Annotated in this window: 25 protein-coding genes; 11 read left to right on the forward strand and 14 right to left on the reverse strand. The window is 62.1% G+C overall.

Going from position 1 to position 26,532, the window contains the following annotated elements; all coding sequences use genetic code 11:
• Positions 1 to 16 precede the first annotated feature (16 nt).
• Positions 17 to 1,087: an ABC transporter substrate-binding protein gene (locus tag CO667_RS20425; RefSeq protein ID WP_097620085.1), complete on the reverse strand. Its 1,071-nt coding sequence runs from the start codon at positions 1,085 to 1,087 to the stop codon at positions 17 to 19.
• Positions 1,088 to 1,308: 221 nt separating this feature from the next.
• Here CO667_RS20425 and CO667_RS20430 point away from each other — a divergent pair, with 221 nt between their 5' ends.
• The 5 genes from CO667_RS20430 to CO667_RS20450 all read left to right on the forward strand — a co-directional run bounded on the left by CO667_RS20430 (position 1,309) and on the right by CO667_RS20450 (position 6,449).
• A complete protein-coding gene (locus CO667_RS20430; RefSeq protein ID WP_097620086.1) occupies positions 1,309 to 2,094 on the forward strand; it encodes an IclR family transcriptional regulator in 786 nt (261 codons plus the stop codon).
• Positions 2,095 to 2,429: 335 nt separating this feature from the next.
• Entirely contained in the window at positions 2,430 to 3,782 is a 1,353-nt protein-coding gene (locus tag CO667_RS20435) for an LLM class flavin-dependent oxidoreductase (RefSeq protein WP_097620087.1), read from the forward strand.
• Between the two features lie 10 nt (positions 3,783 to 3,792).
• Positions 3,793 to 4,644 carry an ABC transporter permease gene (locus CO667_RS20440; RefSeq protein ID WP_097620088.1) on the forward strand — a complete coding sequence of 284 codons (852 nt, stop codon included), beginning with the start codon at positions 3,793 to 3,795 and terminating at the stop codon, positions 4,642 to 4,644.
• A 41-nt stretch (positions 4,645 to 4,685) separates the two neighbouring features.
• Positions 4,686 to 5,669, forward strand: coding sequence for an ABC transporter substrate-binding protein (locus tag CO667_RS20445; protein ID WP_097620089.1), 984 nt, complete (start codon positions 4,686 to 4,688; stop codon positions 5,667 to 5,669).
• Positions 5,670 to 5,678: 9 nt separating this feature from the next.
• A complete protein-coding gene (locus CO667_RS20450) occupies positions 5,679 to 6,449 on the forward strand; it encodes an ABC transporter ATP-binding protein (RefSeq protein WP_097620196.1) in 771 nt (256 codons plus the stop codon).
• Positions 6,450 to 6,537: 88 nt separating this feature from the next.
• Here CO667_RS20450 and CO667_RS20455 read toward each other — a convergent pair whose 3' ends face one another.
• Positions 6,538 to 8,352, reverse strand: coding sequence for a chloride channel protein (locus tag CO667_RS20455; protein ID WP_097620090.1), 1,815 nt, complete (start codon positions 8,350 to 8,352; stop codon positions 6,538 to 6,540).
• 198 nt (positions 8,353 to 8,550) lie between these two features.
• On the opposite strand from CO667_RS20455, the gene CO667_RS20460 reads away from it, so the two are divergent.
• A complete protein-coding gene (locus tag CO667_RS20460; protein ID WP_097620091.1) occupies positions 8,551 to 8,988 on the forward strand; it encodes a helix-turn-helix domain-containing protein in 438 nt (145 codons plus the stop codon).
• A gap of 24 nt (positions 8,989 to 9,012) precedes the next feature.
• Here CO667_RS20460 and CO667_RS20465 read toward each other — a convergent pair whose 3' ends face one another.
• The 8 genes from CO667_RS20465 to CO667_RS20500 all read right to left on the reverse strand — a co-directional run bounded on the left by CO667_RS20465 (position 9,013) and on the right by CO667_RS20500 (position 16,232).
• On the reverse strand, positions 9,013 to 9,801 hold the full coding sequence (locus tag CO667_RS20465) for an ABC transporter ATP-binding protein (RefSeq protein ID WP_097620092.1): 789 nt from the start codon (positions 9,799 to 9,801) through the stop codon (positions 9,013 to 9,015).
• Entirely contained in the window at positions 9,798 to 10,847 is a 1,050-nt protein-coding gene (locus CO667_RS20470; RefSeq protein ID WP_097620093.1) for an iron ABC transporter permease, read from the reverse strand. Before CO667_RS20470 ends, CO667_RS20465 begins: the two co-directional genes overlap by 4 nt.
• Before the next feature lie 70 nt (positions 10,848 to 10,917).
• Entirely contained in the window at positions 10,918 to 12,036 is a 1,119-nt protein-coding gene (locus CO667_RS20475; RefSeq protein WP_097620197.1) for an ABC transporter substrate-binding protein, read from the reverse strand.
• Positions 12,037 to 12,214: 178 nt separating this feature from the next.
• Positions 12,215 to 13,123, reverse strand: coding sequence for a homocysteine S-methyltransferase family protein (locus CO667_RS20480; RefSeq protein ID WP_097620094.1), 909 nt, complete (start codon positions 13,121 to 13,123; stop codon positions 12,215 to 12,217).
• Positions 13,124 to 13,200: 77 nt separating this feature from the next.
• Positions 13,201 to 13,890: an ABC transporter permease gene (locus CO667_RS20485; protein ID WP_097620095.1), complete on the reverse strand. Its 690-nt coding sequence runs from the start codon at positions 13,888 to 13,890 to the stop codon at positions 13,201 to 13,203.
• 12 nt (positions 13,891 to 13,902) lie between these two features.
• The gene (locus CO667_RS20490; protein ID WP_097620096.1) at positions 13,903 to 14,628 is read right to left on the reverse strand and encodes an ABC transporter permease subunit; all 726 of its coding nucleotides are present in this window, start codon (positions 14,626 to 14,628) and stop codon (positions 13,903 to 13,905) included.
• Positions 14,629 to 14,640: 12 nt separating this feature from the next.
• Complete coding sequence (locus tag CO667_RS20495; protein ID WP_097620097.1) at positions 14,641 to 15,414, reverse strand: transporter substrate-binding domain-containing protein; 774 nt, start codon at positions 15,412 to 15,414, stop codon at positions 14,641 to 14,643.
• Between the two features lie 38 nt (positions 15,415 to 15,452).
• Entirely contained in the window at positions 15,453 to 16,232 is a 780-nt protein-coding gene (locus CO667_RS20500) for an ATP-binding cassette domain-containing protein (RefSeq protein ID WP_097620098.1), read from the reverse strand.
• Positions 16,233 to 16,396: 164 nt separating this feature from the next.
• Here CO667_RS20500 and CO667_RS20505 point away from each other — a divergent pair, with 164 nt between their 5' ends.
• From CO667_RS20505 to mctP, 5 genes are all read left to right on the forward strand, one after another.
• Positions 16,397 to 16,864, forward strand: coding sequence for an Lrp/AsnC family transcriptional regulator (locus tag CO667_RS20505; RefSeq protein ID WP_097620099.1), 468 nt, complete (start codon positions 16,397 to 16,399; stop codon positions 16,862 to 16,864).
• 98 nt (positions 16,865 to 16,962) lie between these two features.
• Positions 16,963 to 18,348 (forward strand): sensor histidine kinase MctS, encoded by a 1,386-nt coding sequence (gene mctS, locus CO667_RS20510; RefSeq protein ID WP_097620100.1) that lies wholly within the window; start codon positions 16,963 to 16,965, stop codon positions 18,346 to 18,348.
• On the forward strand, positions 18,345 to 19,016 hold the full coding sequence (locus CO667_RS20515) for a response regulator transcription factor (protein WP_097620101.1): 672 nt from the start codon (positions 18,345 to 18,347) through the stop codon (positions 19,014 to 19,016). The genes mctS and CO667_RS20515 overlap by 4 nt, the downstream gene beginning before the upstream one ends.
• A gap of 247 nt (positions 19,017 to 19,263) precedes the next feature.
• Complete coding sequence (locus tag CO667_RS20520; protein WP_003572258.1) at positions 19,264 to 19,461, forward strand: DUF3311 domain-containing protein; 198 nt, start codon at positions 19,264 to 19,266, stop codon at positions 19,459 to 19,461.
• A complete protein-coding gene (gene mctP / locus CO667_RS20525) occupies positions 19,451 to 20,926 on the forward strand; it encodes a sodium:solute symporter family monocarboxylate transporter (RefSeq protein WP_097620102.1) in 1,476 nt (491 codons plus the stop codon). Before CO667_RS20520 ends, mctP begins: the two co-directional genes overlap by 11 nt.
• A 77-nt stretch (positions 20,927 to 21,003) precedes the next feature.
• On the opposite strand, the gene CO667_RS20530 is transcribed toward mctP, so the two are convergent.
• The 4 genes from CO667_RS20530 to CO667_RS20545 form a co-directional block, all read right to left on the reverse strand.
• On the reverse strand, positions 21,004 to 22,971 hold the full coding sequence (locus CO667_RS20530) for a methyl-accepting chemotaxis protein (protein ID WP_097620103.1): 1,968 nt from the start codon (positions 22,969 to 22,971) through the stop codon (positions 21,004 to 21,006).
• A 545-nt stretch (positions 22,972 to 23,516) separates the two neighbouring features.
• Positions 23,517 to 24,587, reverse strand: a complete 1,071-nt coding sequence (locus CO667_RS20535; RefSeq protein ID WP_097620104.1) for an LLM class flavin-dependent oxidoreductase — start codon at positions 24,585 to 24,587, stop codon at positions 23,517 to 23,519.
• A gap of 380 nt (positions 24,588 to 24,967) precedes the next feature.
• A complete protein-coding gene (locus CO667_RS20540; RefSeq protein ID WP_097620105.1) occupies positions 24,968 to 25,306 on the reverse strand; it encodes a hypothetical protein in 339 nt (112 codons plus the stop codon).
• A gap of 96 nt (positions 25,307 to 25,402) precedes the next feature.
• A complete protein-coding gene (locus CO667_RS20545) occupies positions 25,403 to 26,500 on the reverse strand; it encodes a substrate-binding domain-containing protein (protein WP_097620106.1) in 1,098 nt (365 codons plus the stop codon).
• Between the last annotated feature and the right edge of the window lie 32 nt (positions 26,501 to 26,532).

A 26,532-nucleotide genomic window follows, 5' to 3' on the forward strand; every position in this document is an offset into this window, starting at 1 on the left:
GTTCCTCAGCTCGGGATTACTTGGCAAGCAGCTTGTCGAAGAGCGCCTGATCGTAATCCGAGTAGATATAGCCGTCAGCCGGGAACTTGTCGGCGCGAGCGAGGTAGCCGCCGATGGTGCTGTCGTCGATGACGGGCAGCGGCACCTTGACGAAAGCCGGCACGTCCTTGCCTTGCAGCGCCTGTACGGCGGTATAGACGGAAAGCGCGCCGAGCCAGTTGGGCTGCATCGTCGCCCAGCCCTTCAGGCCCTTCTCCTTCCAGAGTTCCAGGAACTGCCTGGCGTTTTCGCCTGTCGTCGGCACCTGGTCGCGGCCCTGGCGCTCGAAGGCCATGACGGAACCGGCCGACAGCGCGCCGCCGAGCGACAGCACGCCGTCGATTTCGGGATTGGCGAAGAGCAGGCTGGTCATCGCCTCCTGTGCCGGCGCGACGTTATATTCCGTATTCGTCTCGGTGATCACCTGGAGACCCGGATTGGCATCGAGGACCGGTTGGGCGCCCTTGCGGCGATCATCGCTCACCGAAATGCCGGCCGGGCCGTTCATGATGATGATCTTGCCCTTGCCGCCGAGCTGGGCGACCATCCATTTGGCTGCGGTCGCACCCCATTCGCTGGAATCGGTGTTGATCTTCGCCGTCACCTTGTCGGTGTTGACAAGACTGTCGAAATTGACAACCGCGATGCCCTTATCGCAGGCATCCGATATGACGCGATCGAGCGCGTTGGAGGAGCCGGCGATGACGACGATAGCGTCGACATTGGCGTCGATCATCGACTGGATGTGCTGGATCTGCGTCTGGGCGTTGCCCTGCGCGTCGGTGATCATCAGGTCCTTCACCAGGCCCGCCTTCTTCAGCTCGTCCACTTCAGCGGTGATGGTGCCTTCGGTCTGCTTCATCCAGGTCGGCACCGAATAGATGTTTGCCCAGCCGATCGTATAAGGCGCTTTCCTGTCGCCCTTGATGCAATTGGCAGCGGCCGAAGCCGTGCCCGTGGAAAAGACGAGGAGGGCAGCGGCTGCGGCTGCGCCCGCGAGAAGGCGGCGGCGCAGCGAAGCGGAAATACTGTTTTCAAAATTCTTCATGTCGATCCCCTTTTTTGTACGGCAGCCTTGACGGCTGGCCATCTATGTCCAATATAATAGACATCTGATCTGTATACCGGACGATGCGATCTTATGCCGATTTTTCCGCCTCGCAAGAGGGATGAAAAAAATTTTCGTTTGCTGGGAATGACGGGGGTCGGTTAACAGATGCGACAGAGGATTTGAAAAGCTTGGCCGAACAGAAATTGGGATCGACAGCAATGGATGCAGTTCAGGACGAAGCAGCCGGCAAACGCGCCCGTGGGCTCGACCGCGCCTTCGAGATCCTCGATTTCCTGCGCCAGAAACGGCAGGCCTTGAAGCCGAACGAAATCGCCGCGCAGATCGGCGCGCCGCGCTCGTCGGTGTACGAACTCGTCAATCTGCTGCTAAGCAACGGCATTCTTGAATTCACCGGCGGCGAGGGGCGGGTCTATCTCGGCCGCAAGCTCTATTTCCTCGGCGCGGCCTATGAAAACCATTTCGATTTCACCCGCGAATGCGAGGCGACATTGGAACGGCTTGCCGACGAGACGCGGGAGACGGCACAGTTCTGCATGCTGGATGGAAACCGCTACACGGTCGTGCGCATGCGCGAAGGCGCACGACCCTTCCGCATTTCGACGGATGTCGGCCAGTCGGTGCCGATCCCGTGGACGGCGTCGGGCCGCCTGCTCGTCGCGCATCTGTCGGATCAGGACATCCTGAACTTCATTCCGCCGCAGGATTTTCGCCTGCCGGGGGGCGAATGGCTCGAGCCGCAAACCTTCATCGCCGAGGTGCGCCAGGCCGAGCGTGAGGGTCTCTTCACCTTCAACAGCATCGTCGACAGTTTCACCCACTGTTTTGCCGTGCCGGTGCGCGGCGAGGAAGGCCACGCCGCCGCAACGCTCTGCCTCGTCACGCCGCGCGACGACGGCATCGCCAACCGCGACCGCTACCTCGACTGCCTGAAGAAGGCCGCCGCCGGCCTGGAGCATGCCCCGGCCCGGCCAAAACGAGGCTGAAGCCCGGGCACATCAGGATATTGATATCCGGCGACACGGGCATTCGCGCGAGGGAATGCCCAGACGACCTCCTTATCGCCGCCTCAGGCGGCTCTTTGTCACGACTGAGAATGCCGCCTGTCGGCCCGCCCCTATAATTCGAGGGGCGGCGGCCTCGATCGTTCAATTTCGAGTTTCACGCCGATCCGGGAAATCTATTCACGCTTCCTCCGAAACTATGAAATTAAGTTTCTCTATAAAATTTATGGAGAACGTATCTTAGCAGTCCAACAGCCCATTTATTACTTGGTCTTGGGGAAGGCCAGACTGTTGACGGCAACCGGAGAGGACGCGACATGACACGGAAAATCAGGCTTGGGGCATTTCTTCCCGGTGGCGGACAGCATGTCGCCTCATGGCGGCATCCCGACCAGCCGGCCGACGGCGCCACCAGTTTCGAGTTTCACAAGCAGCTGGCGCTGACAGCCGAGCGTGGCCTCTTCGATGCTTATTTCCTGGCCGATGGGCTAGCTGTCGGCTTCGGCGGGGCGCGGGAAGGCGGCAATGCCCGCGTGGCCGGCTTCGAACCGGTGACCTTGTTTTCCGCCCTTGCGCCTTTCACCACCCATCTCGGCTTTATCGCCACATCCTCGACCACCTACGAAGAGCCTTACACGACCGCCCGCAAATTCGCCTCGCTGGATCTGATCTCCGCGGGCCGCGCCGGGTGGAACGTCGTGACCACCACGGGCGACCTGACGGCGCAGAACTTCAACCGCGATACCCAGCTTCCGCATGCAGACCGCTATCGCCGCGCCGCCGAGCACGTCGACGTCGTCCGCAAACTCTGGGAAAGCTTCGAGGACGACGCCTTCATCCGCGACAAGGAGTCGGGCGTGTTCTTCGATCCGGCGAAGCTGCACGACACCGACCACCGCGGCGAGCATTTCAGCGTCCGCGGTCCGCTCAACGTCTCGCGCTCGCCCCAGGGGCATCCCGTCATCGTCCAGGCCGGTCAGTCCGAGGACGGACGCGGGCTTGCCGCGGCAACGGCCGAAGTCATCTTCACCGCCCATCAGCATCTCGAAACCGCCCAGGAGTTCTACCGGGATATCAAGGCGCGCGCCCGCGGCCTCGGCCGCAACCCCGATCACATCCTGGTCATGCCCGGCGTCTCCGCCTTCGTCGGCAGGACCGAAGCGGAGGCACGCGAAAAATACGACCGCCTGACCTCGCTGATCGTCGAAGAGGACGGGATCGGCCTGCTCAACGGCCTGACCGGCGGCACGCTCGACCTGCACGGTTATGATCTCGACGGGCCTCTTCCGCCGGCGCCGCCGACCGAAGGCATGAAGAGCCGTCAGGCCCTCATCCGCCAGATCGCCGATGAAAACAACTTCAGCATCCGCCAGCTCTATCAGTGGATCGCATCGGCCCGCGGCCACTACACGATCGTCGGCACGGCCGAACAGATCGCCGATACGCTGCAGACATGGTTCGAGAACGAAGCGGCCGACGGCTTCAACATTCTGCCGCCCTGGCTGCCGACGGCACTCGACGATTTCGTCGATCTGGTCATTCCGGAACTGCAACGCCGCGGCCTGTTCCGCACGGCCTATGAGGGCAAGACGCTCAGGGAAAACCTCGGCCTGCCTTTCCCGATCAATCGGTTGGCGGCAGGACGTGACGCTCTCCAGGCAGCGGAGTGAGGACAAATCCATGGCCTATGAAATCAACCAGACTCTTCCGAGAAGCTTCGGGCGCCTGAAAAACCGCGAAAGCAACGTTTCCGTCCTCGCATCCCATGTGCGCGGCGTCCTCGCATCGCTTTTGCCGCGTTATGGCCTGCTCATCACTTTCCTGGTGTTCTGGCAGGTGTCGAGCACCAGGGGCTGGGTCAATCCCGCCGTCTTCCCGCCCTTGAACGTGATCCTGTCGGCTCTCTGGACCAACCTTGCCAACGGCGCGCTGCTGGATGACATCGCCATCAGCCTGCAGCGATCCGGAACCGCTTTCGCCTTTGCCGTGGTGATCGGCATTCCGCTTGGCCTGTTCATGGGCCAGGTTCGTGCGGTCGAACAGGCGCTCGATCCGATCCTGCAGCTCTTCCGCCAGACCTCGGCGCTGGCGCTCTACCCGGTCTTCATCCTGCTGCTTGGCCTCGGCGAAACATCGAAGATCTTCGTGATCTTCTGGGCGACACTGTTTCCGGTGCTGCTCGCCACGATCGGCGGCGTCAAGGAAGTGGACAAGAAGCTCATCGAGATGGCGCGGACCTATGGCGCCGGACCGCTGACCATCTTCCGCCGCGTCATCCTGCCGGCGTCGGTACCGGCGATCTTCGTCGGCCTGCGTCTTTCGGCGACGACTGCGCTTCTGCTGTTGATTGCCGCCGAGATGATCGGCGCCAACAAGGGCATCGGCTTCCAGGTGATGAATGCCCAGTACAATTTCCAGATCCCGCTGATGTTTGCGGCGATCCTTCTGCTCGCCTTCCTCGGGCTTGCCGCCAATGCCTTGCTCGTTCTCTTGCAGCGCCGTCTCTGCCGCTGGTCTCAGCCGAGCCGCTAACCTGCTTTCACCGATTTTTCTCTTCCGAAAGGACCCACCACATGACATTCCATCCCCGCCACCTCCTCCTGCCGGCAGTGATCGCTCTCGGTCTAGCCACGCCGGCCGCAGCCACCGATACGGTTAAGCTGCGCTATCTCGCTAGCCAGGGTGGTCTTGCCGCCCATGAACTGGCCGCCGAACTCGGCTATTTCGACGGAACGGGCATCACGCTCGAAAATGTCGGCTACGCCCAGGGCGGCCCGGCCTCTCTGATTGCTCTGGCATCCGGTGATGTCGAGATCGGCAGCGCCGCAACCTCCGCCGTTCTGAATTCAATCATCGGCGGCAACGATTTCGTCGCCGCCTATCCCTCAAACGGCATCAATAACGAGGTGCAGTCGACCTTCTACGTGCTGGAGGACAGCCCGATCAAGAGTATCAAGGACATTGCCGGCAAGAGCATCGCGGTCAATACACTCGGCGCCCATCTCGACTATACCATCCGCGAAGCCCTGCATTCCGTCGGCCTGCCGGCGGACGCAGCCAATCAGCTTGTCGTTCCCGGGCCGCAGCTCGAGCAGGTGCTGCGCTCCAAACAGGTCGATATTGCCGCCTTCGGCTATTGGCAGACGACCTTCGAGGGGGCTGCGCTGAAGAATGGCGGCCTGCGTCCGATTTTCGACGATACCGACGTGCTTGGAGACATCGCCGGGGGCTTCGTGGTCCTGCGCCGCGATTTCGCTCGCGAGCATCCTGAAGCTGCAAAGATATTCGTCGAGCAGTCGGCTCGCGCGCTCGATTACGCCCGCGAGCATCCGGAGGAAACCAAGAAGATCCTCGCCAAGGCGCTCAGCGAGCGTGGTGAGAACGCTGATATCGCACAATACTTTCGAGGTTATGGGGTACGTGCCGGCGGCCTGCCGGTCGAGCGCGACATCCAGTTCTGGATCGACGTCTTGGTTCGCGAAGGCAAGCTGAAGCAGGGCCAGCTGGCCGCCAAGGACATCCTCTTGACCGTCGACGCCAAGCCGGCAAGCAACTGAGGAATGATGATGAGCATCGCTGAGGACACGCGTCGCGGAGAGGTGACGATCCGTCACCTCTCCAAATCCTACAGGTTGAACGGGGCACCTCTACAGGTTCTCAGGGATGTCAACCTCCACGTCCGCTCCGGCGAAAGCCTCGCCATCGTCGGCGCCAGCGGCTCGGGCAAGACGACCCTGCTCAGGGTTCTGGCCGGACTTGAGGATTCAGATACCGGAGAAGTCCTGGTCGACGGCAAGGCGATACGAGGCGTCGGCGCCGAGCGCGCCGTCATCTTCCAGGAACCGCGCCTTCTGCCCTGGCTTGATGTGCTCGACAATGTGGCCTTCGGGCTGAAAACAGGAGGCCTGTCGCGTGAGCAGGCGAGGGGACGGGCGCGCCATTATGTCAAGCTTGTCGGTCTGCAGCAGTTCGAGGCGGCCTATCCCCGGCAGCTCTCCGGCGGCATGGCCCAGCGCGTCGGCATCGCCCGGGCGCTTGCCGTCCAGCCGGAGATCCTGCTGCTCGACGAGCCGCTCGGCGCGCTCGACGCGATGACCAAGATCGGCATGCAGCAGGAACTCGCCCGGATCTGGCGTGACGAGGACGTGACGACCATTCTCGTCACCCATGATCTCGAGGAGGCGATTTATCTCGCCGACCGGATTCTGATCCTGCCACGAGAAAAGGGAGCCGAGCCGCGTCTGATCGACATCGACCTGCCGCGCCCGCGCGACCGCAGCGCCCCGGAATTCGTCCGACACCGCGAAGAGTTGCTGAACCTGTTCGGACTGCATTGACGTCTTCGGGCGTCAGCGCACCGCATGGGATCTGATCCATGCGGCGCGCGGCAGCAGCAGTAGCGATGCGGAGGACGCCCGCGGACCGCTATCGCGACTTGCTCTTCGCTCCGGCCGTCAGATAGGGCCGCCGATCCAGTTCCGCCGATCGGTAGGAACTGCGCAGCCGCAGCAGATCCTTGCGGGCGATCAGGCCGCACAATTTCCCTGAGGTCGGATCGACGATCGGAATGCGTCCGTCGCCGGTCGACAGCATCAGATCGGCGATGAATGCGACCGTATCATCGGGATGCCCGACAGGAACCGATGCGTCCGACACGTTTTCCGCAAGCGTCTGACTGGCGAGGTCCGGATTCCCCTGCCAGAGCAAAGCGTCGGCCCTCGACACGATGCCGGCTAGCCGGCCGGCCGCATCGACCACCGGGTAGATCCGGTGCGTCTTCTGCCGGGAGGCGAAGAAATCGCAGGCCTCTCCGACCGTCATGGTGACGGGAAGCGTGTCGACATCGCTGATCATGATCTCCCTTGCGCGCGAGAGTTCGAACGGATCGACGCCATATTCGCGGGTGATGTGCTGGCCGCGGCGCGCAATCTTCTCGGTGAGGATCGAGCGGCGCAGCAGAAGGACGGTGACGGCATAGGCGACCACCGTGGCGGCAAGCAGGGGAACGAGCGTGCTGACGTCGCCGGTGATCTCCATCGCGAAGAAGGTTCCGGTCAGCGGCGCGCGCATGGTTCCGCCCATCATCGCCGCCATTCCGAGCAGCGCCCAGAAGCCCGGATCATTGCCCGGCATGACAAGCCCGACCAGCCATCCGAGAGCGCCGCCGAAAATCAGCAGGGGAGCAAGCACGCCGCCCGAGGTGCCCGACGACAAGGCAAACAGCCAGATGACCGTCTTCACCAGCAGGATCGACATGACAGCCGGTGCGAGCAGCCGGTTGTTGAGCAGGCCATCGATAATGTCGTAGCCGACGCCCATGGCCCGCGGCTCGATCAGGCCGCCGAGGCCGATGACGAGGCCGCCAAGCATGGGCCACCACATCCAGTGGATCGGCAGAGCTTCGAACAGGTCCTCGATGCGGTAGAGCAGCGTCGTCAGCAATCCCGATTGCAGGCCTGAGATGATGCCCATCGCCGCACAGGCGAAAATCCCCCACCAGGGCAGGGCCACCTGAAAATGGGTCGGGAACAGCGGGCCGGTGGCGAACAGCAGCGGACGCCAGCAGATCGACACGCAGGCGGCAACGGCGACGGGAATGAAGCTGCGCGGCTTCCATTCGAACAATAGCAGTTCGACCGCCAGCATGACCGCGGCGATCGGCGAACCGAAAATGGCAGTCATGCCTGCGGCCGCACCCGCGACGAGCAGCGTCTTCCGCTCGGCCGCACTCATGTGGAAGAATTGGGCAAACAACGAGCCGATCGCCCCGCCGGTCATGATGATCGGTCCCTCGGCGCCGAACGGCCCGCCGGTTCCGATCGAGATTGCCGAGGACAGCGGCTTGAGCACGGCGACCTTCGGCGACATCCGGCTGCCGCCGATCAGGATCGCTTCGATCGCCTCGGGAATACCATGGCCGCGGATCTTCTCCGATCCGAAGCGGGCCATCAGGCCGATGATGAGCCCGCCGAGCGGCGGCACCAGCACCACCCACAGCGAGCGCGGCACGGCAGCCAGAGTGTTGGGCTGAATGCCGATCTCTCCGAACCAGATGACATTCGTCACCAGCGCGATCAGGCTGACGAGACACCAGGCCGCAAAGGCGCCTGCGGTGCCGACGATGATGGACATCCCGACGAGCAGGAGGACCCGCCTGTCGGTGGTGAAATCCCCGGCCTCGCGCCGGGGAAGACCGCCGGTGAAATCATGCGGCCGGTTGCTTAGATGATGCTGCGCCATGGAAGCCTCTGCTACGCGGAATTGGGGATGCTTGAGCGGCGCTCATTATATCGTGATACGATATAAATCAATGGATCAATGCGCAGAGGTGAAAATGTCGCGTGAAGATGCTTCACTTGACCGGTTGTCGGGTGCGCATCTATTCAGCTTCGGGAACAATTCGCGCGCTGCGGATCGCAAGCGGCAGAGGAGATGAGTGTGAAGAGAATCCCGCCGCCGCTGAGACAGGAGGACTACCAAGCGCTCGCCGACCTCCGCTTCGCGCTTCGCCAGTTCATGGACTTCAGCGCCTCTGCCGCCCAGTCGGAAGGACTGCCCGTGCAGCAGCATCAGGCGCTGCTGGCGATCAAGGGACAACGCGGCAGCGAAGCGATGACCATCGGCATGCTGGCCGAGCGGCTGATCATCGCGCCCCATACGGCGACCGAGCTCGTCGGACGGCTGTCGGATGCCGGACTGGTCGAACGCCATGCCGACCCGGCCGACAGGCGCCGGCAGACTCTCCTCCTGACCGAGAAGGCCGACGAGCTTCTGACGAGGCTGAGCGCCGTCCATCTCTCGGAAATCCGGGTGATGGCGCCGAAGCTGATCGAGCTTCTCCTCGAGCTGCAGAAGACGGCGCCGAAAGCGGAATGAACGAAGCCGCGGACGCGGCGGGACTCACACCCTCTCGGCGACCAGCGGCTGAATGACGGGCTGGCCGCGGCGGTCGCGCAGCACCTCGACATCCACGCCGTAAGTCTGGGCAATGAGCGACGGCGTGACGATCGACTGCGGATGACCGCTCGCCTTCATCGTGCCATCCGCGATCACCAGCAGGTTATCGGCATATTGGCAGGCCAGATTGAGATCATGCAGCACGACCATCGTCACCCAGCCGTTGGCGCGCGTTTCGCGGCGGACGAGGTCGAGCAGGGCGATCTGGTGCTTCAGATCCAGGGCGCTGACGGGTTCGTCCAGCAGCATGACTTTCGGCGCGCGCATCAGCACCTGCGCAAATAGCGCCATCTGCCTTTGCCCGCCGCTGAGCGAGGCAATGTCGCGCCCGGCGAGATGGGCAATGCCGGCCTGCGACAGGCGCGTCATCGCCATGTCGAGCGTCTCGTCGTCTATGTGCAGCGAAAGCCGGCCAAGCCGGCCGAGAACCACGACTTCGAGAACCGTAAGCGCGATGTCGGCGGCCGTGTCCTGGGGCATATAGGCGAAGCTCTCGCGCCATGACTTCAACGTCCGCGCGCTCGTCCGTACGGCCGAAAGGCTGCTGGCGCCAAGCGTCAGCCTGCCCTCGGCCAGCGGCAGGTCGCCGAACAGCGCCCGCAAAAGCGTGGTCTTGCCTGTGCCATTGGGGCCGATGACGGCATGGATCTTGCCGGCCTCGAGACAGGTGTCGATGCCGGAGACGATTCTCTGCCCGCCGCGCTCGATGGCAATGTTTTCGAGACGGATCATGCGCCGGATCTCTTCGGCGCAAAGATCAGCCATAGGAGGAACGGCACGCCGACGATGGCGGTGACGATGCCGACCGGAAACAGCGCGCCCGGAATGATCGATTTCGACACGACGGAGGCCGCCGACAGCATCAGCGCACCTGACACAACCGACATCGGCAGAAAGAAGCGCTGATCCTCGCCCACCGTCATGCGGGCGATATGCGGGGCGACGAGACCGATGAAGCCGATCACACCGACGAAACTCGTGGCGGTCGCCGTCATCACAGCAACGATGACCAGGACCTTCATGCGCAGCAGCCGGACATTGACCCCGAGGCTCGCGGCCCGCATCTCGCCCATGCGCAAGGCGGCCAGTTTCCAGGAATCGGCCATCAGCATGGCGCAGCAGACGGATGTCACGGCTGCGGTCAGGCCGAGTGTCGACCAGGTTGCTTTCGTCAGGCTGCCGAACAGCCAGAACAATATCTGCTGCGACAGCTCCGGCGACGAAAGGAACTGGATCAGCGACAGAAGCGACTGGAACAGGAACAGCAGGGCGATGCCGCCGAGAATGATGGTCTCCGCCGTCATCCGCCGCATCGAGGCGAGCGTGAAGAGAAACAGCGCCGCCAGCATGGAGAAGACAAAAGCGCCGAGCGGCACGGCGATCATCGGATCGAGGCCCAAGCCTCCGAGCGCCAGGACCAGCGCTGCCCCGAAGCCGGCCGCCGCCGCCATGCCGAGCGTATAGGGGCTGGCCATCGGATTGTTGAGAAGCGTCTGCATCTGCGCGCCTCCGGCCCCGAGTGCTGCGCCGACGGCAAGCGCCATCAGCGCCATCGGCAGGCGCAGGCCGCGAACGATGGCGTCAGTCATCACCGCCCGCTCGCCGAGCCCTGTGAGCGACCGCACCACTTCGGCCGGCGACAGCAGCGAGGGGCCCGTGGCGATGTCGAGAACCAGGCATACCGCCATCAGAAGCACGAAAATCAGCAGGCTGCGCCAGCGCCTGCGCTCACGCAGCCGGTGCGCGCCGATCGCTTCGGCATTGGAGGTAGCGGTCATGGGAAGCCTTGTCGCGACGAAAAACGAGCGCCATGAGGCATGGCGCTCGCGGGGGGTGGGGAGATCAGGATCAACCCTTGACGGCAATGGCGAAAGTGCCTTCGGGAACCACCGGCAGATACTTCCTGTAATAGCCGAGGTAGTTGGCAACCGGATCGACATCCTTGAACTGCTCGGGATAGAGCTGCTTGGCGATATACTGCACCATCGCAAAATCCGACAGCGTGCGGGACGCGCCCTGATAGACGCCGAAGAGTTCGCCGTTCTTGACGGCGGGCAGGTCGTTCCAGCCCTGGCGGGTTTCGAAGGCCTTGAGCTTTTCGCGGGCTTCTTCGGCCTTCACGCCCTCTCCCATCGGCAGAGCCGTCTGGCTCTTGTTGTTCTCACGGCCGGAAATGAAGATGGCATCGGGCTTCGACGCCAGCACCTGCTCCGGATTGATCGCGCCCCACCATTCCACTAGGGGTGCCGCAATGTTGTCGCCACCGGCTGCGGTGGACATGGCGCCCCACATGTTCTTGCCGTAGGTGAAGGAATATTCCGCCGGTCCCTTGTTGCCGAATTCGACATAGACCTTCGGCTTGGGCTTGCCCGATGCGGCGACACGGTCAGTGATGTCCTTCAGTGCGCCGGCGTAGAAATCGGCGATCTCCTTGCCGCGTGCGTCCTGGCCGGTCAGCTCCCCGAAAAGCTGGGTCGAGGCGACATGGCGCTCGACCGTCTGGGCGTTGTAGTCGACGACGACCACCGGAATCCCGTGCTCTTCAAGGCGATGGGCGTCCTGGCCGAGCGCCTGGTACTGCCACTCGGCCAGAATGACCAGATCGGGATTGAGGCTCAACACCTTCTCGATGGAAAAGGTCTGCGCTTCCACCTCGCCGACATCGGCGATCTCGCCGAGCGAAGGGCGGTGGGCAAGGTGCATCTTCCAGTTTGCGGGAACCCACCCCTCCCATGCCTCGCGGGAAATCCCGACCACGGAATCATAGGCCTTCTCGCCGCCGACGGCCATGTAGTCCTCGAAATAGAAGCCGAGGACCACGCGCTTGGCCGGAAGGTCGACCTTCACCGCACGGCCGATCACATCGGTGATCGTCTTCTGTTCCGCCATGGCGGACGGTGCGAAGAAAACAGCGGAAACAGAAATAAGCGAGGCAGCCAGCCAGCTGGCCACGGATCTAGAATTCATGACGACCTTCCATCGGTTAAAATGCCAGGTCGAGGTATAAAAGATGATCAAATAAATCAAGTTATTTATCAGCAGGCTTTTCGCCGGGATAAAGCACGTTCCGGCACTGGAAAATAACGGCACCCATCATCCCGATCGGTGGCAGCGGCGGCATGGCAACCGCCGCCAACCTGCCGTTTCAGCGTAAAAGCGTCTTGCTGAGGCGATGGATATGGGCAGCCCCGATACCGCAGCAGCCGCCGATGATCGTCGCGCCGGCTTCGGCCCAGGAGCAGGCATAACGCGAATAGGTATCGTCATTCAGATCGTCGCGGGTATCGTGCAGACCTTCATTGGCGGCCGCGTCGCCCGTTTCCCCTTCGAAGGCATTGGCATAGACGCCGATTTCGATCCGAGCGTCCGCCTTGCGGAACATCCGCGCCGCCGTCTCGACGGCTGCCTGCATGACTTCAGGCTTGCTGCAATTGAACAGAAAGGCTTCGGCGCCTGATGAGACCGCCCAGGATGCCGCCGCCTCGACGCTTTCCCCGGAGCGAAGCTTGGGCTCGCCGCCCCCGATCGCCGCCTCGTCGTCCGCCAATGTGAAGGCGATCCAGAACGGCTTGCCTGATGCCGCCACCGCCTGGCGGACGGCCTCGCCCTCGGCGATCAGGCTCAGCGTCTCGCCGAGCCATATGTCGACGAAGGGCGCGAGGTTTTCGACAAGCACCGTGAGATAATCCTGTACCCGCGACGGCTGAAAATTCTGCGGTTCGTAGGAGCCGAAGACCGGCGGCAGCGAGCCGGCGACCAGCACTTTGCGATTGGTGACGGTATCGGCCGCCTCGCGCGCCAGGCGACCGGCGAGACGGATCAGCGCCGCGCCCTCCTTCTGGAACCGATCCTCGCCGATATGGAAGGGCACGAGCGCATAGCTGTTCGTCGTGATGACCTCAGAGCCGGCGGCGATGAATTCCTTATGCACCTCGCGGACGATATCCGGCGCGTTGATCAGCGCCAACGCCGACCATTCCGGTTGTTTCAACTCGGCGCCGAGCCGCAGCAGCTCGCGGCTCATGCCGCCATCGAGAATTCGCGTTGTGCTCATGAGATAGTCTCCATTCATGCTGTCGCTCCGTCACCGGCGGCGGACTTTTCAAAACAATGTGGCGAGCTTCCGCCGGCCTAGCGGCGAACCGGCACCTGCGCTTCGAGACCTCGAAAGACGCGGGCGATCACGGCGGTCAGGACGAGATAGAAGACGGTCACGACCAGCAGCGGTTCGTAGACCAGCAGCGTGTCCTGGCGAACCTTGTTGGCCACCGCGTAGAGATCCATCACCGTCACCGTGAAGGCGAGCGGCGTCGCCTTCAGCTGCATGACGATCTCTCCGGCGATGGTCGGCAGGGCGATGCGAATGGCGCGCGGCAGCCAGATGCGGCGGGTCAGCTTCCAGGGCGACAGGCCGAAGGCCCGGCCGGCTTCGAGCTCACCCTTGGGAACCGCAAGCAGCGCGCCGCGCAGCACCTCGGCCTCATAGGCTGCGTAGTTCAGGGTGAAACTGACGGCCGCAAAGAAGAAGCCCTCGCGCAGGATCGGCCAGAACAGACTCTGGCGGATGCCGGGGATCAGGGGCAGCAGCGAGCCGACGCCGTAATAGAGAAGCCAAAGCTGGATCAGCAGCGGCGTGCCGCGGAAAAAGGTGCAGTAGCCGCGGGCGAGAAGCCGCGTCAGCCTGCCGCCGCTGACCTGCGCGAAGGCGAGACCGATGGCGATGGTGAAGCCGAACACAACGGAAATGACAAGCAGCGCAACAGTCTGCCAGGCGCCCGTCAGAAGCAGCGGCCAATAGGAAGAGATCCAGGTGAAACTCATGGGGCGCTTTCTTCAGGCAAGGCGCGGCTGCCCCCGCCGTACCCGTCCCTCGATCAGTTTGAAGACGACGTTGGAAACAAGCGTGATGGCAAGGTAGAGAAGGGCCGAAGCCAGGAAAAACACGAAGTAATGTTTGGTGCTCGCCCCGGCAAGCCGGGTGGCGAGCGCCAGTTCCTGGTAGCCGACGACCGCGACCAGTGCGCTGTCCTTGGTGATCGACATCCACAGATTGGCAAGCCCCGGCAGCGCGTTCGGCAAAAGCGCCGGCAGCAGGACGCGGCGGAACCGCAGCATCGGCCCCATGCCGAAGGCCTTGGCGGCCTCGATCTGGCCGACGGGAATGGCAAGAATCGCGCCGCGCAGCACCTCCGTCATATAGGCGCCCTGCACGAAGCCCAGCACCGCGACGGCCGCGACGAAACCGTTGACGTTGACCGGCGGCAGGTCAAAGGCCGCCAGAAGCCGGTTGAGGCCATCGGTGCCGGCATAATAGAGCCCGACGATCAGGATCAGCTCGGGAACGGCGCGAATGACCGTGGTATAGAGATCGAGCAGCAGGCGGAGCACTCGATTACCCGAAAGCTTTCCAAGCGCGCCGCCCGTGCCGAGCAGCAGGCCGATCGCGAAGGCGCAGGCCGAGATGGCGATCGTGGAAACCGCGCCCGTCAGCAGGACGCCGCCCCATCCCGGAGGATAGGGAGACAGCAGGTCCAGAATGCCTTGTTGCGCGGTCGCCATCTCCAGGACTGCTTACTTCGCGCCGTAGATGTCGAAGTCGAAGTATTTCTTGGTGATGGCGTCATACTGGCCATTGGCGCGAACCGCAGCGATCGCAGCATTCAGCTTGGCTTTCAGCTCGGTATCGTCCTTGCGCAGACCGCCCGAAACGCCGGCGCCGAGAATTTCCTTGTCGTCGGCGACATCACCCATCTTGGCGCAGCATTCCTTGCCGCCGTCACTTTTCAGGAACGCATCGAGCGCCAGCGAATCGCCGAAGACGTAGTCGATACGGCCGGAGGCGAGATCCTGGAAGGCCTCGTCGAGCGTCTGGTAGGTCTTTTCATCGGCGGCGCCGGCAAAATACTTCTTGTAATATTCCGACTGGATCGTCGACACCTGGATGCCGATGGTCTTGCCCTTCACATCCTCGGCGGTGGCGCCCGGCTTCTGGTCCTTGGGACCGATCAAGGTGCTCGGCGTGTTGTAATATTTATCGGTGAAGTCGATCACCTTCGAGCGCTCCGCGGTGTTCGACATCGACGACCAGATCACGTCGAACTTCTTGCTCTGCAGAGCCGGAATGAGGCCATCCCAGGAAATGTCGACGATCGAGCATTTCTCCTTCATCTCCGCGCAGACGGCGTTCATCAGATCGATCTCCCAGCCCTGCCACTGGCCGGAAGCGTCCTTGGCGAAGAAGGGCGGATAGGATTCGTTCATGACGCCAAAACGGACTTCGGCCTGGGCGGTGACGGCCGAAAGCGCAAGTGCCGCACCGGCAAAAAGCATGGGGAGCAGTTTCATTCGCAGGATTCTCCTGGTTTGGGTTATCGATGTGGGCATCAATGGGTGCTGAGACCGGTGAATTCCCGGCAGCGGGCGCTGACGGGCGCCCCGAATATCTGCTCCGGCGGGCCTTCTTCCTCGATCCGACCCTGATGCAGGAAGAGAACGCGGCTCGAGACATCGCGGGCGAAGCGCATTTCATGCGTGACGATCAGCATGGTCCGGCCTTCTTCCGCGAGATCACGGATGACTTTGAGGACCTCGCCGACCAGCTCCGGATCGAGTGCCGACGTCGGTTCGTCGAACAGCATGACATCGGGGTCGATGCAGAGCGCCCTGGCAATCGCTGCACGCTGCTGCTGGCCGCCGGAAAGGAAGGCGGGATAGGTATCGCGCTTATCGAAGAGCCCGACCTTGTGGAGCAGCGCCTCGGCCTTTTCGATCGCCTCCGGCCGCGATATCCCCATGACATGCACAGGCGCCTCGATGACGTTTTCCAGCACCGTGCGATGAGCCCAGAGATTGAAGCTCTGAAAGACCATTCCGAGACCGGTCCGCAGCCGTTCGATCTGCCGCCAGCTCTGCGGCTGCAGGTGGCCGCCGCGGCCGGCTTTCAGCACGACCTCCTCGCCGTTCACGGCAATGCGGCCGCGATCCGGCATTTCCAGAAAATTGATGCATCTGAGGAAGGTGCTCTTGCCAGAACCTGACGAGCCGATAATGGAGATGACATCCGACTTATGGGCCTCAGTCGAGATACCCTTGAGAACCTGTTGCGAGCCGAAGCTTTTATGAAGATCTTCGACGCGAAGAGCAGGAAAGGGTTGATCCGACATGCATGGTTCCGGCTGAACTGAATTTGCGAAGGATAATGATAAAAATGCGCGGTTTTTTCGCGCAATTTTTGTCTCTTCTGCATAATTTGTGCAAAATAATCTTCTTCACGCGGCGAATGCGGCAGAATGCGTGAAGGGCTGAGGCAGGAATTGGGACTTGGACAATGGAACAATTGGATCGTTTTGACCGCGACATTCTCGATATCGTTCAGCGCGACTGCCAGCTGAAGGCCGAAACCATCGCCGAACGGATCGGGCTGTCGGTCTCGGCGGTGCAGCGACGGTTGAAGCGGCTGCGCGAGGAAGGGATCATCAAGGCGGAGGTGGCCGTCGTCGACCGCAAGGCGACCGGGACATCGATGGTGTTCATCGTCGGGATGGAGATCGAGCGGGACAATTACGACGCTCTGGCGAAGTTCCGCCTCTGGGCGGAAAAGCAGGATCACATCCAGCAGGTTTATTATGTCACCGGCGCGGTCGATCTGATCGCGATCGTCACCGCCCGCGACGTCGAGCATTATGACGATATCGCCGCCTTGATCATGGCTGAAAACCCGCAGATCCGTCGCATGCACACCAATGTCGTGCTGCGCGACGTCAAGCTCGGCCTGTTTGTGCCCCTGGAACAGTGATGGCGCGACCGCATTGGTCCGGCCGCGCGGACAAGCCGCTGGACTCACATATGACAAAGGGCATAATTCCGGGCGCACATTCTCGGGAGGAATGATCGTTGACGCTCCGACACCAGATCATCGCATTGGCGATCGTTCCGCTCGTCATTTCGATCCTTGCGATCACCACCTTCATCACCTGGCAATCGGCAAACCTTGCCAAGAACAGCATCGACACGTTCGAGCAGAACATGCTGAAGACCAAAGAGGCCGAGATCCTCAACCTGACCAATCTTGCCCTCTCCGCCATCCAGACGATCTATGACAAGGCCGGGGCCGACGACGAAGCTGCCAAGCAGCAGGTGGCTGAGATTCTAACCTCGCTCGATTACGGCAAGGACGGCTATTTCTTCGTCTACGATTACGACGGCAACAATATTGTCCATCCGCGCCAGAGTTTCCGGCATGGGCACAATTGGCTCGATCTCACCGATCCGGATGGCGACAAGGTCATTGCCGAACTGATCGCCACGGCAAGAGCCGGCGGCGGCTTGCATCAGTACAAATGGCAGAAACCATCGACCGGACAGATCGCCGACAAGCTCTCCTTCGTCGTCAGCCTCGACAAATGGCACTGGGTCGTGGGAACCGGCGTCTACCTGGATGACGTCTTTGCCCAAAGTGCCGCCGCCAATAAAGTGATGCGCGCCAACATCCGGCGGACCTTCGTCATCGTAGCCCTGATCGCCGTCCCTTCGGTGCTCGTCGTGTTCACCACCTGCATGCTGCTGACGTTCCATGAGCGCCGCATGGCCGACAGCCGGCTCAAGGAGCTGACGCAGCGGGTGATCGATACCCAGGAAGAGGAGCGCGCCCGTCTTGCGCGCGAATTGCATGACGGCATTTCCCAGAATCTCGTCGGTGTGCGTTATGCGATGGATCTCGCCGGCCGCAAGGTCAGGACCAATGTCGACGATGCGGCCGTCACCATCGACCGCGGCGTCGAGGCGCTGAACGGCGCCATCAAGGAGATCCGGCGGCTCTCGCATGATCTGCGCCCGCGCGTGCTCGATGACCTCGGCCTGACGGCGGCGCTCGAGGCGCTGTGTTATCATTTCGCCGAGCGGACGGGGATCGAGACGGAAATCGACGCTTCCGCGTTCACCGATACGCTGAAAGCCGAAGCCAACACCGCGCTCTATCGCGTCGCGCAGGAAGCCTTCAACAATGTCGAGCGGCACTCGGGCGCCTCCCGGCTCGCGGTCAAGCTCTGGAGCGACAACGGCCGCGCCCGTATGACGATATCGGACAACGGCGCGGGCTTCGACGGCAGCAAGGACAGCGCATCCGGCAGATCGGGCCTCGGCCTGCGCAACATGCAGGAACGGATGGCGCACTTCCGCGGCCTGTTGCTGATCAACAGCAGCGAGGCCGGTACGACGCTGACGGCGATGCTGCCGAAGTCTGCCAATCGTCCCGCCGACCGGCAGGCGGAAGCCGCATGACGGAACGCCCCAAGATCAAGGTGCTGTTGATCGACAATCATCCGCTGGTGCTCGACGGGCTGAAGGCCGTGCTCGAAACATTCGACCATATCGAAGTCGCCGGCACTGCCGGGCTCGCCCAAACCGGGCTCGACATCGCCCGGCAGGTCCAGCCGCAGGTAGTGCTGATGGACATCAACATGCCGAAGCTCAGCGGCATCGATGCGATTGAACTGTTCAGAACCGAACTTCCGCAGACCCGCGTCGTGATGCTCTCCATGCATGACAGCCGCGAGTATATTTCCTCGTCGGTCATGCATGGCGCCGCCGGTTACGTCCTCAAAGACGTCTCGACCGACGAGATCGTCTCGGCCATCGAAACCGTCGCCGGCGGGGGCACCTATTTCTCCTCGGGCGTCTTCGACACGCTGATGGGCGAACGCGCGGAGGAGGGGAGCGATCCCTTGACACCGCGTGAGCGTGACACTCTCGGACTGATCGTTGCCGGCAGGAGCAACCGCGAGATCGCCGAGGCGCTCGGGATAAGCTCCGCCACGGCCGAAACCCATCGCAAGAACCTCAAGAAAAAGCTCGGCATCGCAACGACGGCGGGCCTCATCCGCTATGCGCTCGACCATGGCATCGTCGCGAAAGTCGACGCGAATTCGCGCCTACCCACTTCTGGGTAGGCCCCGGCATTTCACCCTGGCACCCATCTTGTGGGGATGAAACCAGCGCCCTAGGACTCCATTCACGGCTGGCCAAGTGCTGGCCGTTGGGAGGAATTCACATGCGTTACATCAGCTTCCGAACATCCGGAAAAGCTCGAGCGACCCGAACCGGGCCTGCTGCTGCCGCCGGCTGACAGACCTGCCTTCCACGCCGACAACTGGAACATGGCGACCGCTACCCGCGGCGCCTGAAAGGGATCCCGACATGGAAAAACCACGTAGCAAGGCAGCGCTCTGGCTGCTGATCATTCCCTATATAGGTCTGCTCTGGCCGCCATTTTACAATCTCCGCGAGCCGTCGCTTTTCGGCTTTCCCTTCTTCTACTGGTATCAGCTCCTCTGGGTGCCGATCACTGCGACGCTGACCTGGATCGCCTATCGGAGCACGCGCCATGACGACTGACATCAACGGCACGGCGCTGGCCGTCTTCATCTTCTTTTTCGCCCTCGTCACCGTCATGGGCTTCGTCGCCAGCCGCTGGCGCAAGCCGGAGACGCTGGCCCATATCGATGAGTGGGGCCTCGGCGGCCGCAATTTCGGCACCTGGATCACCTGGTTCCTCGTCGGCGGCGATTTCTATACCGCCTATACCGTCATCGCCGTCCCGGCGCTGGTCTATACCGTCGGAGCCTACGGCTTCTTTGCGCTGCCCTATACGATCGTCGTCTATCCCTTCGTCTTCATGGTCATGCCGGTATTGTGGAAACGCGCAAAGGATTTCGGCTATGTGACGGCCGCAGACGTCGTTCATGGCCAATATGGATCGCGCGGTCTCGAACTCGCCGTGGCGGCAACCGGCGTCATCGCCACCATGCCCTACATCGCCCTCCAGCTCGTCGGCATGACGGCGGTCCTGAAGGCGCTCGGGCTGCATGGCGAACTGCCGCTGGCGATCGCCTTCATCGTCTTGGCGCTCTACACCTACTCTGCCGGCCTGCGCGCGCCGGCACTGATCGCCTTCGTCAAGGACATCATGATCTATATCGTGGTGATCGCAGCCGTCGCACTGATCCCGTCGAAACTCGGCGGTTACGCCAATGTCTTCGCTTCGGCCGATGCGGCTTTCCAGGCCAAGGGCTCCGGCAACCTGCTGCTCGGCGGCAACCAGTATGTCGCCTATGCCACGCTCGCTTTCGGTTCGGCGCTTGCGGCCTTCATGTATCCGCATACGCTGACGGGCATCTTTGCCTCCAACAGCGGCAAGACGATCCGCAAGAATGCGATCATGCTGCCTGCCTATACGCTGCTGCTCGGCCTTCTCGCACTGCTCGGCTATATGGGCCATGCCGCCAACCTGAAGCTCGACAGCGCCAATGACGTCGTCCCCACGCTGTTCAAGACGCTATTCTCCGGCTGGTTCTCCGGCTTCGCCTTTGCGGCGATCGCCATCGGCGCGCTGGTGCCGGCGGCAGTGATGAGCATCGGCGCCGCCAATCTCTTCACCCGCAATTTCTGGAAGGCCTATGTCGATCCCAAAGTCAGCGATGCGGGCGAGGCCAAGGTCGCGAAGGTGACGTCGCTGGTGGTGAAAGTCGGCGCGCTTCTCGTCATCATCTTCCTGCCGACGCAGTTCGCACTCGACCTGCAGTTGCTCGGCGGCATCTGGATCCTGCAGACGCTTCCGGCCCTGGTCTTCGGTCTCTATACCAACTGGTTCCGTGCACCCGCTCTGCTTGCCGGCTGGTTCGTCGGCTTTTGCGGCGGCACCGTCCTCGTCTGGGATGCCGGTTGGAAGCCGCTGCACCTGATCAGCCTCGGCGGTGAACCCTTCACCGTCTATACCGGACTGCTGGCGCTTGCGGCAAATATCGGCGTCGCGGTCGTGGTCAACGCGCTGCTTCCGGCCAAGGCTCCGGTCCGGGCGTAAGATGAAAATGCGAAGGGCAGCTCACGCTGCCCTTCGCATTCGCCGTCCAGCGGAAGCTGGAGAGAAATCAGTGCGATTTAAAACTCTTCCCAATCGCCGGCCAAGGCCGCATTGCCGTTCGACTGGAACGATTTGCCGACTTTGGCAATCATCTGGCGGGCGGGCGAGGAAACGGGCTGAGCATGTTGTGCCGCGGCAGCGGGCTGCGATATGCGCCTGGGTGCCGCCACAGCAGCGCCGCCAATGCTGAACTGGCCCAGGAGCTGGAACAGCGCGTCGGCTTCCTTGGCGAGATTATGGGCGGCGGCTGTCGCTTCTTCCACCATGGCGGCGTTCTGCTGCGTGCCCTGATCCATCCTGTTGACCGCGGTGTTGATTTCCTTCAGCCCCGTTGCCTGCTCTTGCGAAGCGCCGACGATGGCGCCGACATTGCCGTCGACCTGCTGCACCTGGGCGACGATCTCTTTCAGGGCTTTGCCGGTCTCGCCGACCAAGGCCACGCCGCTTTTCACGTGGCCGTTCGAAGCATTGATCAGTTCCTTGATTTCCTTCGCGGCCTTGGCGGAACGTTGCGCCAATTCGCGCACCTCCTGGGCAACGACGGCGAACCCCTTGCCTGCTTCACCGGCGCGGGCGGCTTCGACGCCGGCATTCAGCGCAAGCAGGTTGGTCTGGAAGGCGATCTCATCGATGACGCCGATAATGCTGCCGATTTCCGTGGCGGAGGATTCGATCTTGCCCATGGCATTGACTGCGTCCTGAACGACGTTGCCCGAGCGTTCCGCGCTGTCCTTGGTCTTGCGAACGAGCTGTCCTGCTTCCTGCGCCCTGCTGCTCGAGTCGGCGACGGTGGTGGTGATCTCCTCCAGGGCGGCGGCGGTTTCCTCGACGGAGGCGGCCTGCTGTTCGGTCCGCTTGGCGAGATCGTCCGAGGAGGATCGGATTTCCTGTGCGCCGGCGGCGATGGCGCTGGCGTTCTGGGCAACCTTCTGCATGGCGGCGCGGAGCTTTTCGACCGCGGTATTGAAGTCGGCTCTGAGCTTTTCCAGAGACGGGATGAACGGCGTGTCGATCTGCTGCGTCAGGTCGCCGTTGGCCAGCGCCTGCAATGCAGTGCCGAGCTGGCCGACGGCCCGGTCCGTCTGCTCGGCAAGAGTGCGGCGTTCATCGGCATCCTGCTCGAGCCGATGCCGTTCCGCGACAGCTCTCTTGGCCTCCGTGTCGGCTTCCCGCTCGGCCTTTGCCGAGATGGCGTCGCGCAAGCCGGCGACGGCGCGCGCAAGCTTGCCGATTTCATCGCCCCGCGCTTCGAGACGACGGTCGCCGTCGAGATTGCCCTCCGCCATCGCTTTCAGCGAAAGCTGCAGTTTTGCCAGCGGGCCGACGATCGTGCGCGCGGTAATCGCGGCAGCGACGATCGAAAGAAATGCTGCGATGCCCAGTGCCGTCAGCACGACCGGCTTGAAGCCGCTTGCCGTGCTGCGCACCTCGCCGCCGATCGATTTGTTCAGCGCTTCCTGATAGTCGATGAATTTGTTGATGGCGCCGAGCCACGCAACGAAGGCCGGTCTCGCCTGTTCGAGCAGGATCTTGCGGGCCGCCTCGCCATCGCCCTTCTCCTGCAGCGCAATGATCTGAGCCACCAGCGGATTGGTTTTCGCCTGTATGTCGGCGATCTCGCTGAGAATGGTCTTTTCCTGATCCGTCGCACCTGCCGGCGATGCAACCATGTCCGCCATGCGCTTTTCGTTCTCGGCGTAGGACGCCGCCAGCTTTTCGATCAATGCCTCGGCGCTCTTCCGTTCATCGGCAGAGGTCACCAGGGTGACGTCGCGAATGGCAATCGCCCGATCGTGGACGCTGCCGCGATAGTTGATGGCAAAGCGCTGCTTGACGCTGTTGACGTCGTTGATCGTGCCAAGATTGCTGTTGATCTCAGCGACCTGCACCGCCGAATAAATACTCAGGCCGGCCATCAGCAAGATCAGGAAGCTGAAACCAAGGGCGAGACGCACCGCGATCCCGAAACTCTTAATGCTCTTCATTCGCACCCTCCATCGTGTGGGCGAGGTTTGTTGAAACTGTCTGGCCGCCAGGGTCACTCGTCATATTCGCGCCGGAACGATGCCATTGGCATGCGCCCTGCGCGTTTACCCAATGAGTGCGCGGAGCCATCGCGCCCAAGATGCGAGGCGGTGCGTCAAAGTAACAACGTCGATATTTGCGAGATTTCGGGTGCCCAGTGCGCCATCATGGCGTAGGTGACGATCCTGAGACCGTCGCTCCGACATCAGAAAATTTAGTGGAATATATTTTAGAGAGGGTAAACGGAGCCGACAGGGCGTCATTCTCCTGCGCCTTTCGGATATTTCGTTGGCATTTTGTGCGTAAAATGGGCAGATCCTCGCACCAGGAAGAGTATGATAAGTTGCTTAGCACAATTGCCGTACATCCTATGTTGTAAAACTGGACGGCTTTACTCCTCCTGCACCCGATTCGAACCATGATCTCGGGGAACGACTAGTGACACTCGCGAATCTTTTTAGATGCACTATGCGAGTGTAGACGATGCTTACCGCCCCCTTCAGCGTCAGCCGCGCAGCAGCGGCAGAAGCTGATCGCCCTGCCGCCTGATCTCGGAGAGATAGGGCGTGTCGGACAGCACGAAATGGGTGATGCCGAGATCCTGGTATTTGCGCAGCGAGCGGGCGACATCCGCCGCCGAACCGACCAGCCAGGTGGTGCCGGCGCCACCGCCGCCGAACTTGCCCGGCGCGGTATAGAGATTGTCATCGAGGACGTCGCCGCGCTCATGCAGTTCGAGCAGCCGTTGCTGGCCGACGGCGAGCACGCGCTGGTGGTCGTGCCAGCCGGCCCCCTTGCTTCCGGCCATCTCGGCGACCTTCGCCTCGGCATCGGCCCAGGCCTGTTCGGTGGTGTCGCGGACCAGCGTCGTGATCCGCAGGCCGAATTCCAACGGTGGAAGATCGCGGTCCAATTCCCGGCTCAAGGCCTTGAGCCGGCCGATCCGCTCACGGACGCCGTCGAGCGGCTCACCCCAGAAGAGCTGGACATCGGCCTCGCTTGCGGCCACCCGCTCGGCCGCCTCCGAGGCACCGCCGAAATAGAATTTCGGGTGGCGACGGTCGCCACGGACCTCGATGCGCGGCACCACGGTGGATTCGGCGACGCGGAAGTGCTCGCCTGCCGAGGTGACGTTTTCTTCGGTCCACAATCTGCGAACCAGACGCATGAACTCCCTGGTCCTGCCATAACGATGCGCCTGATCGCTCTCGCTGTCGCCGTAGGCAGCCAGATCGTCCTTGCCCGAGACGATGTTGATTCGCACCCGCCCGCCGCTGAGGTGGTCCAGCGTCGCCGCCGCGGAGGCGAAATTCGCCGGCCGCCAATAGCCCGGCCGGATCGCTATCAGCGGCTCGAAGGTGGTGGTTCGTGCGGCAAGCGAGGCCGCGACGGTGAAGGTGTCGGGCCGGCCCCAACCGGTGCCGATGAGCGCGCCCTTCCAACCATGCTCTTCCAACGCCCGCGCGTGGCTGGTCAGCGTATCCAGGCTGTTGTGATTGTCGACGGCGGAATCGCCGCGATGACCGGGTCTGACGTCGTTGGGAATATACCAGAGAAATTCGGAATGAGTGCTCATGCGATGCTGCAGTTCTGTGTGGTTGGAAGAAGGAAGGCGAGGAGGGCCTTCCCGATCATATGACTGCCCGTGTCGCCAGCACCCGAAGCGACGTCATCGTCTATCTTCCCGTTTCGGATTGCTGGCAGCAGGAACGATGCGCGGTAAAATGGGGCATTATCTATAAAACATATAGACTATTTGATTTAATAATGGCGCCGCTTATGAAAAATTGTCCCAAAGGTCGGACAGCCGAAACCATCGCGTCGGCAAGACTGGCTGCTTCCTGATATGAAAAGGGCCTGCGACTGCTGTCGCAGGCCCTTATGGATTGCCCAACCCATACTCTTATCCAACGCCGACAGCTTCCATCGCTCCAGCAGCCACGGAAGCGCCTGATGTCAGGCAATGGCCGGCGGATATTCGTTGGCCGAGAAGACGTGGTGATGCACCTTGCCGGTGAAGAGCTGCAGGAGTTCACCGGTGACGTCACGGCTCTGGAACCGGACGTCGGAGAGAAGGGCTGCGTTGACCGCATCCATATCGGGATACCGAATGGCAAGCGCCATGGCATAGATGGGAGCGCCTTCGTCGCGCTCCATTCCATCCAGCACGCGGACTTCCTCGGCGCCCGGAAATTTCGTCCACAGAGGGACGAGCCGGTGCCTGACAAAGTCGCGGAATTCCTCTTCCCGGCCGGGATGGATTTCGCCTTCAAACAAAGCATAACGAATGATCATAGGTTCTCTTTTCCAAAACTCGCCGGAGCCGGATCGATGTTGCAGTGATGTCAGGAGGTGAGGGCGTATCGATCGATACGCCCTCGGCTGGGAGGCTTATTTGCCCCAGATTTTCTTGTATTGATCGCGATAGCCGTTGTCGGGATCGAAGCTGTTCTTCGGTCCCCCGTCGAATTCGACATTCGCACTGGTCACCACATGCAGCGGCGACACATAGCCCGACCACGGAGCGCCCGCGAAGGCTCGGTTCAGTTCGTCGACGAGCTGCCAGCCCTGGAGGTTGAGCGGCTCGGCGACCGTGACGGCCTGGAACTGCTTGGCGCGGATACGCTGATAGGCGCTCTCCGAACCGTCGCCGGCGGCGACGTTCACCGGTTTTCCGTCGCCGGCAATGCCGGCCGAAGCGAGCGAAGGTCCCATGAAGTCGTAATAGAGGTCGTTGATCGCCAGAGAATGCGTCCACTTCGCACCATATTTCTGCAGAAGCGAGGTGGTCAGCTGCGGCATGCGCTGCGAGGTTTCGGCAATCGGCGTGTCGACATATTCGAGCACCGTGCCGCCGAGATCCTCGATCTCCTTTTTCATACGGTCGGCCTTGGCGATCGCGATCGCATAGGTGGAGTCGGTGAAGATGATGACACCAGGCTTGCCGCCGGCATCGGCAAAGGCCCAATCAGCCGCAGACTTCGATACTTCCATCGCATCGGTGGTGACGTTGGCGAAAACGCCGACTTCGGGGACCGGACCGACCGCCGAGGCGGCGTGCCAGGAAACCATCGGGATGCCGGCAGCCTTGGCCGCCTCCATCGCCGGTTTCTGCTCGACCGCGTCAAAGCCGTTGATGATGATACCGTCAGGCTTCAGCGCCATGGCCTGGCCGAAAGCCGCGGTGCGCCCGCCGATCGAGCCGGCGCCGTCGAGCGCCTTCACCGTCCAGCCGAGTGCCCCTGCCGCTTCCTGAACGCCGTTGACGACGCCGAGGATGCCGCCGTTCTTCATATCGGCGGCCAGGATGACGATGTTCTTTCCCGCAGCGCCCTTGGGGCCGGTCGTCGGGCCATCCCATGCGCTCACCTTGGAAGCATATTTGTCGACCACGGCCTTGGCGTCGGCCATGGAATCGGCCAATGCCGGCATGCTGAGCATAACGGCGACGGTTGCGACCGTTGCCTGCAATAAAGTCCTGCGCTTCATGTTCACTCCTCCATTTTGTTTGTTATGAAATG

The sequence above is a fragment of the Rhizobium sp. L43 genome (assembly GCF_002531725.1).
In the GTDB taxonomy this organism is placed as follows: Bacteria; Pseudomonadota; Alphaproteobacteria; order Rhizobiales; family Rhizobiaceae; genus Rhizobium.

Excerpts from the sequence above, each read along its gene's own strand:
- CO667_RS20430 (WP_097620086.1), top strand. The coding sequence starts at position 1,309 with ATGGATGCAGTTCAGGACGAAGCAGCCGGCAAACGCGCCCGTGGGCTC.
- CO667_RS20540 (WP_097620105.1), bottom strand. The coding sequence starts at position 25,306 with ATGATCATTCGTTATGCTTTGTTTGAAGGCGAAATCCATCCCGGCCGG.
- CO667_RS20475 (WP_097620197.1), bottom strand. The coding sequence starts at position 12,036 with ATGAATTCTAGATCCGTGGCCAGCTGGCTGGCTGCCTCGCTTATTTCT.
- CO667_RS20515 (WP_097620101.1), top strand. The coding sequence starts at position 18,345 with ATGACGGAACGCCCCAAGATCAAGGTGCTGTTGATCGACAATCATCCG.
- CO667_RS20530 (WP_097620103.1), bottom strand. The coding sequence starts at position 22,971 with ATGAAGAGCATTAAGAGTTTCGGGATCGCGGTGCGTCTCGCCCTTGGT.
- CO667_RS20445 (WP_097620089.1), top strand. The coding sequence starts at position 4,686 with ATGACATTCCATCCCCGCCACCTCCTCCTGCCGGCAGTGATCGCTCTC.
- CO667_RS20500 (WP_097620098.1), bottom strand. The coding sequence starts at position 16,232 with ATGTCGGATCAACCCTTTCCTGCTCTTCGCGTCGAAGATCTTCATAAA.
- CO667_RS20450 (WP_097620196.1), top strand. The coding sequence starts at position 5,679 with ATGAGCATCGCTGAGGACACGCGTCGCGGAGAGGTGACGATCCGTCAC.
- CO667_RS20455 (WP_097620090.1), bottom strand. The coding sequence starts at position 8,352 with ATGGCGCAGCATCATCTAAGCAACCGGCCGCATGATTTCACCGGCGGT.
- CO667_RS20435 (WP_097620087.1), top strand. The coding sequence starts at position 2,430 with ATGACACGGAAAATCAGGCTTGGGGCATTTCTTCCCGGTGGCGGACAG.
- CO667_RS20485 (WP_097620095.1), bottom strand. The coding sequence starts at position 13,890 with ATGAGTTTCACCTGGATCTCTTCCTATTGGCCGCTGCTTCTGACGGGC.
- CO667_RS20545 (WP_097620106.1), bottom strand. The coding sequence starts at position 26,500 with ATGAAGCGCAGGACTTTATTGCAGGCAACGGTCGCAACCGTCGCCGTT.
- CO667_RS20490 (WP_097620096.1), bottom strand. The coding sequence starts at position 14,628 with ATGGCGACCGCGCAACAAGGCATTCTGGACCTGCTGTCTCCCTATCCT.
- CO667_RS20505 (WP_097620099.1), top strand. The coding sequence starts at position 16,397 with ATGGAACAATTGGATCGTTTTGACCGCGACATTCTCGATATCGTTCAG.
- CO667_RS20535 (WP_097620104.1), bottom strand. The coding sequence starts at position 24,587 with ATGAGCACTCATTCCGAATTTCTCTGGTATATTCCCAACGACGTCAGA.
- CO667_RS20520 (WP_003572258.1), top strand. The coding sequence starts at position 19,264 with ATGGAAAAACCACGTAGCAAGGCAGCGCTCTGGCTGCTGATCATTCCC.
- CO667_RS20465 (WP_097620092.1), bottom strand. The coding sequence starts at position 9,801 with ATGATCCGTCTCGAAAACATTGCCATCGAGCGCGGCGGGCAGAGAATC.
- CO667_RS20495 (WP_097620097.1), bottom strand. The coding sequence starts at position 15,414 with ATGAAACTGCTCCCCATGCTTTTTGCCGGTGCGGCACTTGCGCTTTCG.
- CO667_RS20425 (WP_097620085.1), bottom strand. The coding sequence starts at position 1,087 with ATGAAGAATTTTGAAAACAGTATTTCCGCTTCGCTGCGCCGCCGCCTT.
- CO667_RS20440 (WP_097620088.1), top strand. The coding sequence starts at position 3,793 with ATGGCCTATGAAATCAACCAGACTCTTCCGAGAAGCTTCGGGCGCCTG.
- mctP (WP_097620102.1), top strand. The coding sequence starts at position 19,451 with ATGACGACTGACATCAACGGCACGGCGCTGGCCGTCTTCATCTTCTTT.
- CO667_RS20480 (WP_097620094.1), bottom strand. The coding sequence starts at position 13,123 with ATGAGCACAACGCGAATTCTCGATGGCGGCATGAGCCGCGAGCTGCTG.
- CO667_RS20470 (WP_097620093.1), bottom strand. The coding sequence starts at position 10,847 with ATGACCGCTACCTCCAATGCCGAAGCGATCGGCGCGCACCGGCTGCGT.